Origin of the sequence: Uruburuella testudinis, from assembly GCF_022870865.1 — a bacterium.
Lineage (GTDB): Bacteria > Pseudomonadota > Gammaproteobacteria > Burkholderiales > Neisseriaceae > Neisseria > Neisseria testudinis.
The window spans coordinates 1,482,183-1,498,251 of the sequence record NZ_CP091508.1; the positions used below are offsets into that span (position 1 = coordinate 1,482,183).

At 55.9% G+C, this 16,069-nt stretch carries 19 protein-coding genes; 11 read left to right on the forward strand and 8 right to left on the reverse strand.

All coding sequences use genetic code 11. From position 1 onward, the window contains the following. Nucleotides 1–76: 76 nt before the first annotated feature. The 7 genes from msrA to LVJ83_RS06875 form a co-directional block, all read right to left on the reverse strand. Nucleotides 77–601 (reverse strand): peptide-methionine (S)-S-oxide reductase MsrA, encoded by a 525-nt coding sequence (gene msrA, locus LVJ83_RS06845; RefSeq protein WP_244783781.1) that lies wholly within the window; start codon nt 599–601, stop codon nt 77–79. A gap of 311 nt (nt 602–912) precedes the next feature. Further along, nucleotides 913–1,650 (reverse strand): tRNA adenosine(34) deaminase TadA, encoded by a 738-nt coding sequence (gene tadA / locus LVJ83_RS06850; RefSeq protein WP_244783782.1) that lies wholly within the window; start codon nt 1,648–1,650, stop codon nt 913–915. Nucleotides 1,651–2,112: 462 nt separating this feature from the next. After that, nucleotides 2,113–3,006: a site-specific tyrosine recombinase XerD gene (gene xerD, locus LVJ83_RS06855; RefSeq protein WP_244783783.1), complete on the reverse strand. Its 894-nt coding sequence runs from the start codon at nt 3,004–3,006 to the stop codon at nt 2,113–2,115. Further along, complete coding sequence (locus tag LVJ83_RS06860) at nt 3,003–3,515, reverse strand: methylated-DNA--[protein]-cysteine S-methyltransferase (RefSeq protein ID WP_244783784.1); 513 nt, start codon at nt 3,513–3,515, stop codon at nt 3,003–3,005. Before LVJ83_RS06860 ends, xerD begins: the two co-directional genes overlap by 4 nt. Nucleotides 3,516–3,595: 80 nt before the next feature. Continuing rightward, nucleotides 3,596–3,907 carry a VOC family protein gene (locus tag LVJ83_RS06865; protein WP_244783785.1) on the reverse strand — a complete coding sequence of 104 codons (312 nt, stop codon included), beginning with the start codon at nt 3,905–3,907 and terminating at the stop codon, nt 3,596–3,598. 17 nt (nt 3,908–3,924) lie between these two features. Beyond that, a complete protein-coding gene (locus LVJ83_RS06870; protein WP_244783786.1) occupies nt 3,925–4,512 on the reverse strand; it encodes a GNAT family N-acetyltransferase in 588 nt (195 codons plus the stop codon). Beyond that, the gene (locus LVJ83_RS06875) at nt 4,509–4,952 is read right to left on the reverse strand and encodes a peroxiredoxin (protein ID WP_244783787.1); all 444 of its coding nucleotides are present in this window, start codon (nt 4,950–4,952) and stop codon (nt 4,509–4,511) included. Before LVJ83_RS06875 ends, LVJ83_RS06870 begins: the two co-directional genes overlap by 4 nt. Nucleotides 4,953–5,101: 149 nt before the next feature. On the opposite strand from LVJ83_RS06875, the gene LVJ83_RS06880 reads away from it, so the two are divergent. The 11 genes from LVJ83_RS06880 to LVJ83_RS06930 all read left to right on the forward strand — a co-directional run bounded on the left by LVJ83_RS06880 (nt 5,102) and on the right by LVJ83_RS06930 (nt 14,680). Beyond that, nucleotides 5,102–6,376 carry a NupC/NupG family nucleoside CNT transporter gene (locus LVJ83_RS06880; RefSeq protein WP_244783788.1) on the forward strand — a complete coding sequence of 425 codons (1,275 nt, stop codon included), beginning with the start codon at nt 5,102–5,104 and terminating at the stop codon, nt 6,374–6,376. A gap of 151 nt (nt 6,377–6,527) precedes the next feature. Beyond that, nucleotides 6,528–7,460: an oxygen-dependent coproporphyrinogen oxidase gene (gene hemF, locus LVJ83_RS06885; protein ID WP_244783789.1), complete on the forward strand. Its 933-nt coding sequence runs from the start codon at nt 6,528–6,530 to the stop codon at nt 7,458–7,460. A gap of 408 nt (nt 7,461–7,868) precedes the next feature. Continuing rightward, a complete protein-coding gene (locus tag LVJ83_RS06890) occupies nt 7,869–8,618 on the forward strand; it encodes a beta-ketoacyl synthase chain length factor (RefSeq protein ID WP_244783790.1) in 750 nt (249 codons plus the stop codon). After that, nucleotides 8,605–9,363, forward strand: a complete 759-nt coding sequence (locus LVJ83_RS06895) for a lysophospholipid acyltransferase family protein (RefSeq protein ID WP_244783791.1) — start codon at nt 8,605–8,607, stop codon at nt 9,361–9,363. The genes LVJ83_RS06890 and LVJ83_RS06895 overlap by 14 nt, the downstream gene beginning before the upstream one ends. Then, the gene (locus LVJ83_RS06900; RefSeq protein WP_244783792.1) at nt 9,360–9,617 is read left to right on the forward strand and encodes a phosphopantetheine-binding protein; all 258 of its coding nucleotides are present in this window, start codon (nt 9,360–9,362) and stop codon (nt 9,615–9,617) included. The genes LVJ83_RS06895 and LVJ83_RS06900 overlap by 4 nt, the downstream gene beginning before the upstream one ends. A 10-nt stretch (nt 9,618–9,627) precedes the next feature. Next, complete coding sequence (locus LVJ83_RS06905) at nt 9,628–9,882, forward strand: acyl carrier protein (protein WP_244783793.1); 255 nt, start codon at nt 9,628–9,630, stop codon at nt 9,880–9,882. Next, the gene (locus LVJ83_RS06910) at nt 9,883–10,422 is read left to right on the forward strand and encodes a COG4648 family protein (protein ID WP_244783794.1); all 540 of its coding nucleotides are present in this window, start codon (nt 9,883–9,885) and stop codon (nt 10,420–10,422) included. A 140-nt stretch (nt 10,423–10,562) separates the two neighbouring features. Continuing rightward, on the forward strand, nt 10,563–12,305 hold the full coding sequence (locus LVJ83_RS06915) for an ApeI family dehydratase (protein WP_244783795.1): 1,743 nt from the start codon (nt 10,563–10,565) through the stop codon (nt 12,303–12,305). A 22-nt stretch (nt 12,306–12,327) separates the two neighbouring features. Then, nucleotides 12,328–13,050, forward strand: a complete 723-nt coding sequence (locus LVJ83_RS06920) for a glycosyltransferase family 2 protein (protein ID WP_244783796.1) — start codon at nt 12,328–12,330, stop codon at nt 13,048–13,050. Between the two features lie 246 nt (nt 13,051–13,296). Next, nucleotides 13,297–14,229 (forward strand): lysophospholipid acyltransferase family protein, encoded by a 933-nt coding sequence (locus LVJ83_RS06925; protein ID WP_244787686.1) that lies wholly within the window; start codon nt 13,297–13,299, stop codon nt 14,227–14,229. After that, a complete protein-coding gene (locus tag LVJ83_RS06930; RefSeq protein WP_244783797.1) occupies nt 14,222–14,680 on the forward strand; it encodes an acyl-CoA thioesterase in 459 nt (152 codons plus the stop codon). The genes LVJ83_RS06925 and LVJ83_RS06930 overlap by 8 nt, the downstream gene beginning before the upstream one ends. A gap of 168 nt (nt 14,681–14,848) precedes the next feature. On the opposite strand, the gene LVJ83_RS06935 is transcribed toward LVJ83_RS06930, so the two are convergent. Beyond that, complete coding sequence (locus LVJ83_RS06935) at nt 14,849–15,916, reverse strand: sulfate ABC transporter substrate-binding protein (RefSeq protein ID WP_244783798.1); 1,068 nt, start codon at nt 15,914–15,916, stop codon at nt 14,849–14,851. Nucleotides 15,917–16,069 lie beyond the last annotated feature (153 nt).

The window sequence follows — 16,069 nt, forward strand, 5'->3', positions numbered from 1 at the left end:
CGATATCTTGCATTCAGACGGCCTGATAGCTTGGGTAAAATAAATTCTGCTGCGGTATCGAGGGTTTGCACGGCTATTATGCGCGCCACAAACCGGCATAGCGGCTGCGGGCTTTCAGGTATTTCGGGGCGACAACGGCCATGCAGTAGCCCGCTTGCGGATTTTTTTTGAAATAGCCTTGATGATAGGGCTCGGCGGGGTAAAACGTTTGTGCGGCGGCCAGTTCGGTGACGATGGGTTGCGGGTAGTGGGCGGCGGCTTCGGCCAAAAATGCCTCTGCTTCGGCTTTTTGGGCTTCATCAAGATAATAAATGCCGCTGCGGTATTGGCTGCCGATATCGTGCCCCTGCCGGTTGAGTTGGGTGGGGTCGTGGATGGTAAAAAGAATTTCCAGCAGCGTGCGGTAGCTGACAACTTCGGGGTCGAATTCAATCTTCACGGCTTCGGCATGGCCGCTGTTGCCGCTGCACACTTCGGCATAGTCGGGTTGTTCGGTGTGGCCGTTGATGTAGCCGGAGAGGGCGGCGGAAACGCCGTTGATTTGGTTGAACACTGCTTCGATGCACCAGAAGCAGCCGCCGGCGAAAATAGCGGTTTGCATGATGTAATCCTTTTACGGTTGCGGGTGTGAATATATTGATTCAGACGGCCTGATGAGCGGCAGCATGGCTTCGGCAGGCTCCGCCGCCCGGTGTTCAATATATTGTTTAAGTGGTTATTGTGGCTATAGATTCGGCAATTTTAATGCTAAAAATCTTTTATTAATTTCTCTTTTAAACCATTAGATTCATTTAAAAAATAGATTTATTTAAAAAATCAGCTATTTCATTGCCGTTTCTATCATTTTTACGACAGCGGAAGTTTCAGGCCGTCTGAAAAAGTGTGGTGATGGATACGGCAGGTTTGTCGGCATTATAGGCTTTCAGACGGCCTGTTGCGTTTGTGGCGGAAAAACTGCTGCAACCGCTCTTGGCACGCCCGGGCAGCTACGCCGCCGAGAACGGCGGTGTGGCGGTTGAGGCGGTTATCGGCAAACAGGTTGATGATGCTGCCCGCCGCGCCGCTTTTGGGCTCTGCCGCGCCGTAAATCACGCGGCGGATGCGTGCTTGAATCAGGGCGCTGGCGCACATGCTGCACGGCTCCAAAGTGATGTAGACATCGCAATGGTCGAGACGGTAGTTTTGCAGCACCCGCCCGGCTTCGGCCAGTGCGCGGATTTCGGCATGATGGCTGATGTTGTGGTCGGCAATGCAGGTATTGTGTGCCGCCGCAATGATTTTGCCTTGATGCACCACCACCGCGCCCACCGGGATTTCGCCGGCGGCGGTGGATAGTTCTGCTTGTACCAGCGCTTGGTGCATAAAGTGTTCCATTTCTGCCTGCGGTGGAAACACGGCCACAGGCGGATGGCGGCGCAAGGCATCAAGCAGGGCGGCTTTTTCAGCTTCTGCCAGTGCCTGCGGCGTGCGGTTTTGCGTTAATGCGGCAAGCTGCCACAACGTGCTGCGGGTGATGGTGAGCCCGGCGGCTTTGAGCAGCAGAAAAGCCGCAACTGCGCCGTGTGCCTGCAAATCTTGTAAGGTGGCGATGCCGAGCTGTTGCAGGGTTTTCAGGGTTTGGGGGGCGAGGGGCGGAGTGGTTAGGGGCATGGGCGGGAAATAAAAGGCCGTCTGAAAAGAGGATTGTAACGGATATTGGCGGGGAATAGATAAGGCCGTCTGAAAACCATGTGCAAAAACAGGCCCTAGTCAAAATCAAATTCAAATAAAGGTAGCGCAAGAAGGCAAAGCAGGAGGATGTGCAAAGTCCCCACGCTAACCCGTTGGGACGGGGAGGGCGCTGCGTGCTGCAACACCAACTGAATATTGCCGGATAAAACTTCATGTTCCGCAACTCAACAGTCTGATGATGATCTGAAATACCCATTCATAACAGTAAGCGAATAAGTTAGAGAGCCAAAGGCAGTACACCCTAGCGAAACCGGTTTTCTTCGAGTTCAGGCAAGCCCATGCGGTTAGGTTGTTTTTGCGAATGGGTATTGGTAATCAAGTGATTGGCATTTGATTTTGACTATGGCTTGTTTTTGCACATGGTTTTCAGACGGCCTTAATTTACCCGCGCGGATGGTGTTCGTCGACAATATTTTTCAGCCGCACATTGGCTACATGAGTGTAGATTTGGGTGGTGCTGATGTCGGCATGGCCGAGCAGCGCCTGCACCATACGCAAATCGGCGCCGTGGTTGACCAGATGAGTGGCAAAGGCATGGCGCAGGCTGTGGGGGCTGAGTGTGCGGATGCCGGCGGCTTCGGCGTATTGCTTCACAATCATCCAGGCGAGCTGGCGGCTGATGCCGGTGCGTTTCTGGCTGACAAACAATTCGTCGATGATGCGGCCTTTAATCAGCTGCGGGCGGGCTTCGCTTAAGTAGCGTTCTACCCAATAAACGGCTTCCTGACCGATGGGCATGATGCGCTGTTTGCTGCCCTTGCCGATGGTGTTGATGCGGCCGCTTTGCAGGTTGACTTCGTTGATTTTCAGTTTGACCGCCTCGGTAACGCGCAGACCGCTGGCGTAGATGATTTCCAGCAGGGCTTTGTCGCGCAGGCCGTGGATGCTGCCGGTGTCGGGGGCGGCCAAGAGGGCGTCGATTTGGTTTTCGGTAATCAGCGGCGGTAGGGTTTGCGCCTGTTGCGGTGCTTTCAGGTAGCGGGTAGGGTTGTCGCTGCGCTGCTCATTGTCGGCCAGCCAGCCGTAGAGCCGTTTGCAGGCGGAAAGGGCGCGTGCTTGCGAGCGCGGCTGCTCGTCGGGGTGATATACGGCGGCGGCCAGATCGGCGGCACCGGCATCCAGCCAGCCGAAGCCTTGCGCTTCCAGGCGCGCGGCAACTTTGTCGAGGTCGCGGCGGTAGCTGTCAAGCGTGTTTTGGCTCAGCCTTGCCTGCAACCAAAGGTGTTCGAGCAGCTGCTCGCTGATGTCTTGGTTGGTGTTTGAATGCGGGTTCATGCAAAATCAATGCCTTCGTGGTGCAGCAGCCAGCGTTTGACGGCGAGCGCTTCATCCGTGTTTTTGCCGCTGGAAAAGCCACCCAAGCCGCCCTTGGCCACAACGCGGTGGCAGGGCACCACCAGCGCCAGCGGGTTTTTGCCGCAAGCGCCGCCGACTGCGCGCGGGCCGCTGCCGATTTTGCGGGCGATGTCTTGATAGCTCATCACTTCGCCGGCAGGGATTTCGGCAATCGCCTGCCATACTTTTTGCTGAAACGGCGTGCCTTGGCGGGAAATCGGATGGCCGAAGTTTTTCAGACGGCCTGAAAAATAATTGTCGAGCCGCTGCTGCCATTCATCGGGCAGCGGATACGGGGCATGGGCCAAATCGCCGTGCAGGTTGAGTGCGATCAATTCGCCGTGCTCGAAAACCAGCGTGATGTTGCCGAACGGGGCTTTATATAAACAGGTTTGCTTCATGATAATGGTAAGGCCGTCTGAAAAAGTTGAACAACGGTTAAGCGGCATTCCACGCCATCGCTTCGATTTTGTGGCCGTCCAAATCGCGCACAAAGCAGCCGTAGTATTCGGTGCCGTAATGCGGCCGCTCACCGGGGGGTACCGTCCGCAGTTGCGCCTTGAGCTAGTGCGGCTTGGTAAAAGGCATCGACCTGGCTGTTGTTTTCAGCCAGAAAAGCGATGTGTACGCCGTTGGCGGTTTCGGCTTTTTGGCCGTTATACGGGCGCTGTATCCAAAATTCGGGAAATTCGCGGCCATAGGCAATGGCTTGATGTTCGCTTAAATCCAAGATTCTGCGGATGCCGAGCGGGGCGAGCACGGCATCATAGAATTCGGTGGCCAGTTCAAATTGATTGGTGCCTAGGGAAACATGGGAGAGGGCGGAGGAAAGGCGGCTCATGGGAATGCTCCTTTTGTTTAATCACTGATATCCAAACGCTGTTGCAGGCGCTGTTTGGCTGCCGGCCATTCGGCACGGGTCATGCTGTACATCACGGTATCGCGGATGCTGCCGTCGCGGCGGGCGGCCTGGCCGCGGATGATGCCGTCTTTTTGTGCGCCCAGCCGCTCGATGGCGGCTTGCGAACGGGTGTTGGTGATGTCGGTGCGCCAGCCGACGGTTTCGCAGTTTAAGGTTTCAAAAGCGTGGCGCAGCAGCAGGTATTTGCAGGTGGTGTTGACATGGCTGCGCCAGCGGCTTTGCGCATACCAGGTGTAGCCGATTTCCACGCGGCGGGCGGCAAGAATGATGTCGTGGTAGCTGGTGCTGCCGATGATTTGGCCGTCGGTTTCATCAATCACGGCGAAGGCACAGCGGGCTTTGTCGTTTAAGGCCGTCTGAATATAGGCGGCGGTGTGTTGCGGTTCGGGCACGGTAGTGAATGCCAACTGCCATAATGCTCCGTCGGCTGCGGCGGCTTGCAAACCGGCTTCGTGCTGCATGCCGAGCGGTTCGAGGCGCACGCTGTTGAGGCTGAGGGTAACCGGCGGTGCAAAGGCGGTCATTGTGATTGGCTCACGGCTTCCAATACTTCCTGCGCATGGCCGGCTACTTTTACTTTGCGCCATTCATGGGCGATTTCGCCGTTTTTATCCAGCACAAAGGTGCTGCGCTCGATGCCCAAATGCTCTTTGCCGTAAAGTTTTTTCAGCTTGATAACGTCAAACTGTTTGCACACGGTTTCGTCTTTATCGCTCAATAATTCAAACTGAAAGCCTTGTTTGGCGCAAAAATTCTGATGCGATTTGATGCCGTCGCGCGAGATGCCGACCACGGTGTAGCCCAGTTTTTCAAATTCGGGCAGGCGCGCATTGAAATCGAGTCCTTCGGTGGTGCAGCCGGGGGTGCTGTCTTTGGGGTAGAAATAAATAATCAGCGGCAGGTGTTCGGCAGAGACGAAATCTTGGCCGCTGCTGGAAGGTAGGGTGAATGAATAAGCGGTCATGGTGTGGGTGGTTAAAAAAGTTTCAGACGGCTTTATCTTACGACAAGTGCGGCCGCTGCGCCAATGTAATTTTCAGACAAGAAATGTGAATTTCTTTTATAATCGCGCACACATTTTATTTTATGTCGCTTTGATAAAAGGATGGCGCGATGAGCGTGTTAAACAGTTTGTTGGGTATGGCGGTGTTGATTGCTATTGCGGTGCTGCTTTCGAGCAACCGCCGCGCGATTAATGTGCGCACGGTGGCCGGTGCTTTTTTGATTCAGGTGGCCTTGGGCGCGCTGGTGCTGTATGTGCCGTGGGGGCGTGAGGGGCTGCTGGCTGCTTCGGAAGGCGTGGGTAAGGTCATCGCCTACGGCAACGACGGTGTGGGCTTTTTGTTTGGCGGGCTGGTGTCTGATCAGATGTTTGAAGTGTTTGGCGGCGGCGGCTTTGTGTTTGCGCTGCGGGTGTTGCCGATGATTGTGTTTTTCTCGTCGCTGATGGCGGTGCTGTATTACACCGGCGTGATGCAGGTGGTGATTAAAGTTATCGGCGGCTTTTTGCAAAAAGTGCTCGGCACTTCGCGGGCGGAGTCGATGTCGGCAGCGGCCAATATTTTTGTGGGGCAGACCGAAGCGCCGCTGGTGGTGCGCCCGTTTATTAAAAACATGACCCGCTCGGAATTGTTTGCCGTGATGAGCGGCGGGCTGGCTTCGGTGGCGGGCTCGGTACTCGGCGGCTATGCGCAGATGGGTGTGCCGCTGCCTTATCTGATTGCTGCTTCGTTTATGGCGGCGCCGGGCGGGTTGCTGTTTGCCAAACTGCTGATTCCCGAAACGGAACAAGCGCGCACCGATGAAGATTTTGTCGACGATGCCGACAAGCCGGTGAATGTGATTGATGCGGCGGCCGGCGGTGCGGTAACCGGTGCGCAGATTGCCATTGCCGTGGGCGCTTCCCTGCTGGCGTTTGTGGCGCTGATTTCTTTAATCAACGGCATGATCGGCGGCGTGGGCGGCTGGTTCGGCTATGGTGATTTAACCCTGCAAGCCATTTTGGGCTGGCTGTTTGCGCCGCTGGCCTGGGTTATCGGTGTGCCGTGGGGCGAGGCGGGCGTGGCCGGTTCGTTAATCGGCCAAAAAGTGGTGGTAAACGAGTTTGTGGCTTATTCTGAATTTGTGAAATATCTGCAACCCGAATCGGCCGTGCAGTTGAGCGACGGCACCAAAGCGATTATCTCGTTTGCTTTGTGCGGTTTTGCCAACTTGGGCTCCATCGCGGTATTGGTGGGCGGCTTGAGCATCATGGCGCCGAGCCGCCGCAAGGACGTGGCGCAGCTGGGCTTGAAAGCGGTGGTGGCCGGCTCGTTGTCGAACCTGATGAGCGCGGTGATTGCAGGGCTGTTTATCGGCTTGTCGGGCGCGGCGGTGTTGGGCGGTTGAGATTTTGCCGACAGCAAGGCCGTCTGAAACGTTTCGGTTTTCAGACGGCCTGTTTGTTTTGAGCGGCATTCAAACGGCTTTTTTATATGTATCTGCTTCAGACGGCCTTATAATAGGCCGTCTGAACATCCCATCAAAAAGGAAAGCCGTCATGCCGAACACCGAAGCTGTGTTATCTGTATTGAAATCATTGCAAAACCACATCTGCGCCGCGCTGGAAGCACAAGAGGGCGGGGGGGCGCATTTTGTTGCAGACGAATGGCAGAGCAGGCTCGGCACGGGTGAGAGCCGCGTGTTGAAACAGGGCGCGGTATTCGAGCAGGCCGGGGTAAATTTTTCGCATGTGAAAGGCGCTGCCATGCCGGTTTCGGCCACGGCACACCGCCCCGAGCTGGCGGGGGCGCCGTTTGAAGCGATGGGCGTCTCGCTGGTGATTCATCCGCATAACCCGTATGTGCCCACCAGCCATGCCAATGTGCGCTTTTTTATTGCCTATCCAGAGGGTAAGGCGCCGGTATGGTGGTTTGGCGGCGGCTTTGATTTAACGCCGTTTTATCCGTTTGACGAAGACATCGTGCATTGGCACCAAACCGCAAGCGATCTGTGCGCGCCGTTTGGCGAAGGCGTGTATGAAGAATATAAAACATGGTGCGACGATTATTTTTATCTCAAACACCGCAACGAAACGCGCGGCGTGGGCGGCTTGTTTTTTGACGATTTAAACCGCTGGGATTTCAACACCTGCCTCAACTTTATCCGCGCAGTGGGCGCTGGTTATGTTGAGGCTTATGCGCCGATTGTGGCCCGCCGCAAAACCCTGCCTTACGGCGGGCGCGAGCGCGATTTCCAGCTTTACCGGCGCGGGCGTTATGTGGAATTCAATCTGGTGTGGGACCGCGGCACGCTGTTCGGCCTGCAAAGCGGCGGGCGCACGGAAAGCATTTTGATGTCGATGCCGCCGCTGGTGCGTTTCGAGTATTGTTATCAACCGCAGCCCGGTTCGCCGGAAGCAAAGTTAAACGATTATCTACGCCCACGCGATTGGTTGGGCGAATCGGGTTTTGCCGGCAACGGAGCGGATTGATTGTAAATATGGGTGGTAGATGTTTTTGTTTTTTATAGGAAAACCGTAAATTTTCTCTGGCGGCCGGCTGAGTTTTCTTCAACTAATGTTTGGTAAAATATGTAAAGCAAGATAAAATGGGAAAGAATACAGGTTTTTTGATAAGTGTTTGTTATGCCCATTCACAAAAATAAGTTAACCAGGCGGCGGGCCGAAGACAGGATACCCTAGAGTGCCCAAGCATGGGCCGGTTGACTTGGTGCTTCAGCGCCTTAGCGAAACCGGTTTTCTTCGAGCTCAGGCAAGCCAACGCCGTTAGATTGTTTTTGTGAATGGGTATGATACGGCTGCGGCATGATGCAGGCCGGCAATACGGGCAGGGCTGTTGCCAGCCTTTTCTGCGGTTATATATCAATCAATGCGGGCGGCATGGATAATCTTTATTTTTCTTTCAGTGTGGCCGCTTGGCGTGCGGTCGGCAGCCGTATGGCAGACGAGGGGCAGTGGCGCGCCTGGGCGGCCGATGCGGCTTGTGCCGATAACTTGCCCGATTACAAGCCGGCGTTGCCGTTTTTACCGGCCATGCAGCGGCGGCGCTTGGGTGTGCCGGCGCGCTTGGTGCTCGATGCGGCTTGGAATTTGGCCGGGCAGTTTCCCGATGCGCCTTTGGTTTATGTTTCGCACGACGGCGAAATCAACCGCAGCTTCGAGCTGTGGCTAAGTTTGTTGCGCGAGCATACGGTGTCGCCGACTTCGTTTGGTTTGTCGGTGCACAATGCGCTGGCCGGGCAGTGGTCGATGTTGCGCGGCGATATGAGCGAACATACCGCATTGGCGGTGTGTGGCGACGGTTTGGAACATGCTTTGGCCGAAGCCTATGCTTTATTGCAGGAAGGTGCGCCGCGGGTGCTGGTGGTGTCGGCAGACGAGCCTTTGCAAGCCGATTATGCGGCGGATGCCGTGCGCGCGCCGTGGCCGTATGCGCTGGCCATGGTGGTGATGCGCGGAGATGAGTACCGTTTGTCGCTGATGCCGTCTGAAACGGTTTCAGACGGCCTGATGAATCATTATTGGGGCGCACTCGATTGGATACGGTTTATGTGTTCAGACGGCCTTGAGCATGTGCAAAATTACGGCAAGCGCCGTTGGCTGTGGCAGAAACAAGATGCGCAGGCTTAATTATCTGCGCCGCCTGCTGGCAACGGCGTTTGGCTTTGTGTTGTTCGGCGTGGCCGGTGTGTTGTTCAAGCCGGTGCTGCTGCCTTACACGCTCAAAAGCACGCGCGGCGATGTGGCGCGGCAGTTGCAGGCGCGGCGGCTGGTGGGCGCAATCTGGCGCTTTTTTGTGCGCTATCTGTTGGGGGCGGGCGTGTTGAGCGTGAAGTTTAACGGCTTGGAAAAATTAGGCAGGCCGGGGCAGCTGGTGTTGGCCAACCATCCTTCGCTGCTGGATGTGGTATTGCTGCTCAGCCATGTGCCGCAGCTCAACTGCATCGTTAAAAAAGATTTGCTGCACAATCCGGCCATGAAAAGCCCGATTCTCGCCTGCGGTTTTATTCCCAACGATGAATCGCTGGAGATGATGGACGAAGTGGATGCGGTGCTCAAGGGCGGGCAGAGCCTGCTGATTTTCCCCGAGGGCACGCGCACAGGGTGGGACGGGCAGGTGAAACTGCACCGCGGCGCTGTTTCCATCGGCTTGCGCAGCGCGGCGGTCATCACGCCGGTGGTGATTAAAATGACCCCGCCGAATTTCAAAAAAGGCCAGCCGTGGTATAAAATTCCGCCGCACAAAGTGCATTACGAAATCACTGTGGGCGATGATATCGCCCCGCAAAGCTGGCTCGCCGAAAAGCCGCTGCCGATTGCCGCGCGGCGTTTGAACGAACATCTGCAAAACTATTTTACACGGGAAACAACATGAATTTAGAAAGCCAAATCAAACAATTAATCATCGACAGCCTGGGGCTGGAAGACATCACAGAAGCCGATATCGAAACCGATGCGCCGCTGTTCGGCGACAACGGCCTCGGCTTGGATTCGGTTGATGCGCTGGAGCTGGGGCTGGCGGTGCAAAAAACCTTCGGTTTCCAAATGGACGGCGAAAAAGAAAACCTGCGCGACCACTTTGCCAGCGTGCAGACTCTGGCCGATTTTATCCGCAGCAAGCAGGCATAAGGAGCGAGTGATGACTGAGAACGAAATCCGCCAAATCCTCACCGATGCGCTGGTCAACCTGTTTGAAATCGAGCCGGAACGCATCACGCCTGAGACCAATCTTTATGAAGACTTGGAAATCGACAGCATCGATGCCATTGATTTAATCGACTACATCAAACGCCAAACCGGCCGCAAGCTGTTGGCGGAAGATTTCCGCAGCGTGCGCACCGTAGAAGACGTGGTGCAGGCGGTGTTGCGCAAAGATGCGGCGGCGGCCGAATAAGTGCGCCTCGCCGGGCAGATATTGTTGGCGCTGTTGAGCGCGGCCTATCCCTTGTTGTGGTATTTCGGCCGCGACAACGGCGCTTTTTACTGGCTCGCCGCGCTGATGTGCGGCTTGTGGCTGCTGCGTGCGGCCATGCAGCGCCGGCGCGGGCAGCGCATCGTGGCGCTGATATTGGCGGCTTTTTTCGCCGCCGTATTGCTGCTGCGGCTGCCGCAGAGCATGTATTGGTATCCCGTGTGGGTAAATCTGCTGATGTTGGCGTTGTTCGGCGGCAGTCTGCCGGCAAAACAAAGCCTGATTGAGCGTCTCGCCCGTTTGCAACACCCTGATTTGCCGCCCGAAGGCGTGCGCTACACCCGCCGTGTGACGCAGATTTGGTGCGTGTTTTTTATTTTAAACGGCGCGATTGCTGCGTTGTTGGCGTGGCGGCAACTGCATGATTGGTGGATGATTTACACCGGTATAATTGCTTATGTATTGATGGGGTTGCTGATGGGCGGCGAGTGGGTTTATCGGAAAGTGGTGTTGAAACTTTAATGCGGCTCTACAAGGCAGCAGCTTGGATAATTCGTTTTAGGATCCTGTCTGCGGCTTGCTGCCTTGTATTACTTCTTTCTTCCATTCTGCTATAGAGCCACTCATCTGATTGATAACTGAAAGTCAAAATAGTAACTTCCATGTCCAAACTCACTGAAATCCTCTCTCCCGACCTGAATCCAAACGACTTAATCGCCGTCAATCCTGATTGGAAACGCGCCGATTTCAACCGTGCCGCCGATTACCTGTCTGGCCGTCTGAAAGCAGCAGGCGTGCGCACGGCGGCGCTGTGGTTTGATGATGCGGCATGGTTTGCTTGTGCAGTGTTGGCGGCGTGGCATGCCGGGGTGCGGGTGGTGTTGCCGTCGAATTTGGCGGCGGAAAATATTGCCTGGGCAAATGGCGCAGCGGATGTGTGGCTGGCAGATGCGGCATCTCAAACATTGGCGGGCGTTTCAGACGGCCTTAGCGTATGGGCGATAGATGAATTAATAAAAACCATGCCGTCTGAATACCAAACTGATGCGCAAAATTGGCGTTTGCATGAAAACGCCGAGGCATGGTTGAAAACATCCGGCTCCGGCGGCGCAGCGCAAGTGGTGGTGAAAACCTTGGCGCAGATGCAGGCAGAAGCGGCGGCGCTGGCGGATTTTCTGCCGTTTGCCGATTGCGGTGAGGTCGGGCGCACGGTAGCGGTGGGCAGCGTCAGCCCGCAGCATCTATACGGCTTTACCTTCCGCTTTGCCGTGTCGCTGGTGGCGGGGTGGCCGATGGCGCGCGAGCAATATGTTTACCCCGAAACGCTGCTGGCGGCCACGGCGGCGCATAAAAATGTGGTGTGGATGACCAGCCCGGCGCTGCTCAACCGCATGGGCGAAGCGCGCAACTGGGCGGCGGTGCGGCCGCTGTTGCGCGGTATTTTGTCGGCGGGCGGTGCATTGCCCGAAGCCACAGCGGCATTGTTGGCGCATCATGCGGTGATGCCGTCTGAAATTTACGGCAGCACCGAAACCGGCGTGATTGCGCAGCGCAGCGGCAGCGGTTTGTGGCGGCCGTTTGCCGCGGTGGAAATCGGCCAGAATGCAGAGGGGGCATTGTGGGCACAGTCGCCGTGGAGCGGCGGCCGTCAGCAAACTGCCGATATGATTGAAACGCAAAACGGCGGTTTTATCCTGCTCGGGCGCAGCGACCGTATCATCAAATTTGAAGACAAACGTGTATCGTTGGTGCAAATCGAGCATGATTTGCTGGCACATCGGTGGGTGGCCGATGCCTGTTGCGGCCTGCATCCGCAATACAAACGCCTGGCTGCCTGGCTGGCATTAAACGCAGCGGGCATCAATGCCTTGCGCGAACAAGGCCGCGCTGCCGTTGTGGCAGCATTGAAAAAACATTTGGCGCAAACGCAAGACCCCATCGCCGTGCCGCGCTATTGGCGTTTTGCCGCAGAGTTGCCGCGCAATGCCCAAGCCAAAATCGCTGCCGCTGATTTTCAGACGGCCTTTACCCAAACCCAAACCGCGCCTGAATGGCCGTTTGAAATGGTGCAAACTGCCGCCAACGAATGGCAGATATACAGCCGCGTGCCGCTGGATTTGGTGTATTTCGGCGGCCATTTTGCCACGTTTCCGCTGGTGCCCGGCGTGGTCGAGCTGCAATGGGTGCGAGATTTGGCGGCGCGTTTCGTGTGGGGGCGGCAAAGCATTGTGCGGGTGGAAAATCTCAAATATCAGCAGTTTTTGCGTCCGCACGATGAAATCCGCGTGCAGTTGAACTACGATGCCGATAAAAACAAACTCACGTTTAAGCTGGAAAACGGGGCAGCAGTGTGCGCATCGGGGCGGTTGGTGTTTGGCAGGTTTGAGCGGCAAGAGGCCGTCTGAAATATCGGGTATGGACAACAAAATGAAAACATTAGCGCTGATTCCCCACTACCGCCACACCGCCACGGTCGGCAAAGTGGCCGCCGCCATGCGCGGTTTCGGTTTGGATGTATTGATTGTGGATGACGGCTCGGGCGCAGACTGCAAGCCGGTATTAGATAATTTGGCCGGTTCAGACGGCATCAATGTGCTTTACCGCACGGCTAACGGCGGTAAGGGCGCCGCGGTAAAAAGCGGTTTGAAATATGCCGAACAACACGGCTACACGCATGTTTTGCAGGTGGATGCCGATGCCCAACACCATTTGCCCGATGCGCAAAAGCTGATGCAGGCCGCCGCCGCCGAACCGCAGGCGCTGATATGCGGCTGGCCGCAATATGGCAGCGATGCCCCGAAATCACGCCTGTATGGCCGCAAAATCACCGATTTTTGGAACATGGTCAACACCGGTTCCACCGACATCAAAGACGGCATGTGCGGTTTCAGGCTCTATCCCGCAGCATCGGCGCTGGCGGTGGTGCGCGAAGAAAACGTGGGCGGGCGCATGGATTTCGACACCGAAATCCTCATCCGCCTGTATTGGCGCGGCGTGGCCGTGCGCTGGATTAAAACACCGGTGCGCTATACTTCAGACGGTATTTCGCATTTTGATGCATGGGGCGATAATGTGCGCATCAGCAAAATGCACGCGCGGCTGTTTTTCGAAATGCTGGCGCGGCGGCTGAGCGGGCGTTGGCGGCGGTAAGGCCGTCTGAAAAATGTTTGCCGATATGAGCCGAATCATGAAAAAAGACAACGGATAAATATTCAAACCATCTTGTGCGGCTTGGCTGCTTGCCGCTGAGCGCCGCTGCCTGAATCATGCCGAAGCCTTGCAGCAGCTCGCGCCGTGTGGCGGGCAGTGAATCATCGGATGAAGATCATCCGTATTTTAGGGAAAACATGCTGATTATATATTTTAAGCATCTCGTTGATGAGGCCGTCTGAACGCATGAATGCAAAAGCCAACCACTGGGCGGTACAGCAAGAGCGCGGCAACCGCCTGTTTCTCGGCCTCACCACGCTGATGGTGCGCCATTTGCCGCCGTGGCTGATGAACCCGTGCATCTGGTTTGTGGTGCTGTATTTCTATATAACCGCGCCCAAGCCGCGCCGCCATATTGCCCGTTATCAAGAGCGGCTGCGTGCGGCCTTTCCCGATGCGCCGCTGCCGCGCCGCCTGCCGGTGTTGCAGCAGTTTACCGCATTCGGGCAGGCGGTGTGCGACCGCTTTGCCGTGTGGCAGCACAAAATCAGCTATCAAGATTTGCAACTGCACGACCCAGATGATGTGTATGCCGATATGGACAACCCCGGCGGGCGCGGGCAGATTTTTGTGTGTTCGCACTTGGGCAATGTTGAAATCTGCCGTGCGTTGGTATCGCACCATCAGGGGTTTAGGCTGAATGTGTTGGTACACAGCCGCCATGCCGAAGCGTTTAATGAAGCACTGATAAAAGCCGGTGCCGACCGCATCCAATTGATTCAGGTGGCCGATTTGGATGCCGCGCTGATGATGGATTTAAACGCGCGTATCGAAGCGGGCGAATGGCTGGCCGTTGCTGCCGACCGCGTGCCGGTGCGCGGCGAGAAAACCGTGGCGGTAGAATTTTTGGGAGCACAGACCCGGCTGCCGCAAGGGGCGTGGCTGCTGGCGGGATTATTGAAAACGCGGGTGAACACGCTGTTTTGCATCAAAAAAAACGGGCGTTACCATTTGAAGCTGAATCGTTTTCTCAACAGCACCGATTGGCCGCGCGGCAAGCGCACCGCTGCCGTGGCCGCCGCCGCGCAAGCATTTGCCGACCGCCTGGCCGAAGAGTGTGCCGCCGCGCCTTTGCAATGGTTTAATTTTTACGATTTTTGGAATGACCACAATGGCTAAACACGTTTATTGCCGCCACCGCACCGAAATCGAAGTGCCGTTTTTTGATGTCGATGCCATGCACATCGTTTGGCACGGCCATTATGTGAAATATCTTGAAATCGCCCGCTGCGCTTTTTTGGCAGAAATCGGCTACGACTACAATGAGATGGGGCGGCAAGGCTACAGTTGGCCGGTGGTGCAGCTCAATTTGAAATATGTAAAACCCGCCCGCTTCGGCCAGAAAATCTATGTGGATTTGGCGGTGGTGGAAATCGACAGCTGCCTGCGCATCGACTACACCATCAGTGATGCCGTAAGCGGCCAAAAGCTGACCAAAGCCTCAACCACACAGGTGGCGGTGGCGCTGGAAAACGGCGAGATGCAGTTTCAAACCCCGGCAAGCTGGCTGGCGGCGGTAAAGCACTACACAGGTTTTCAGGCGCTTGATGCTGCTTTATCCCCATTCTGACCCTTCCCCGTCGGCAAGAGAAGGGAATAGAATTCAGACGGCCTTTGTCTCATCTTAAATCAATGCAGGCGGCTGATGCCTATAATGGAATGAGGAAAGCAGTATCGCTCACGGATTATCTTATCCCGAATGCACATTCGCTTACTGTTGTGAGCAGCTGCTCAAGGTTTATTTTTTCGGGCTCAGCTGATCAACCAGGCCGCCGTCGGCAAAGTATTTTTTCATAATATCGCTCCAGGGGCCGAAGGTGTCGGTGGGGCGGAAGGTGGCGATTTGCGGAAAATCATTGCTGTGTTTGGCCAAAACTTCGGGGTTGCGCGGGCGCAGATAGAGTTTGGCGGCCAGCTCTTGCGCCGGTTCGCTCCACAGATATTGCAGGTATTCGGTGGCAGCTTCGCGGGTGCCTTTTTTATCGGTCACGCTGTCGACCACAGCTACGGGGCTTTCGGAAAGAATGGTGTAGCTCGGATACACGATTTCAAACTGGTCGGGGGCGAGCACGCGGCTGACGTGGTTGGCTTCGTTTTCAAAGGTAATCAGCACATCGCCGATGTTGCGTTGGGTAAAGGTGGTGGTGGCTGCGCGGCCGCCGTTTTCAAACACCGGCACATTGGCCAGCAGCTTGCGGGCAAATTCGTTGGCTTGGTTTTCATCGCCGTTGTGGGCATTGAGCGCGTAGCCGTAAGCGCCCAAAAAGGCATAGCGGCCGTTGCCGGTGGTTTTCGGGTTGGCAATCACGATTTTCAAATTGTCTTTGGTTAAATCGGCCCAGTCGCGCACTTGCTGCGGGTTGCCTTTGCGCACCAGAAAGACGGTGGTGCTGGTAAACGGCACGGCGTTATCGGGCAGGCGTGTGCTCCAGTTGTCGGCCACCAGGCCTTTTTGTTCTAATAATTCGATGTCGGAAAGCTGGTTCATGGTGACCACATCGGCCTGCAAACCATTGGCTACGGCCAGCGCCTGCTTGCTCGAACCGCCGTGCGACTGTTGGATTTCGATGCTGCTGCCGGGGTGTTTGGCGGCGTATTCTTTGGCAAATAGCGGATTGTAGTCTTTATAAAAATCGCGCGCCACATCGTAAGACACGTTGAGCAGTTTGACGGTGCCGGCGGCTGCGGTGGTGCTGTCGGAAGCGGATTGGGCGGTGGCGGCGGATTTGTCGGCCGGCGAGCAGGCGGCGAGTGCCAGCACGGTGCCGAACAAGGCGGCAAATGAAAGCGGACGGGGAGCAGGCATGATGCGTTCCTTGTGGATAAGGTAATGAAGTTTAATGGTTATACTTTACCGAGGCCGTCTGAAAAAGAGAAAGAATGCTTGGTTGTATGCAAATACGGTTTGGTTATATGGTTTGCGGGTAAATACCGCTCGTGTGGGTTTTTGAGCATTTTT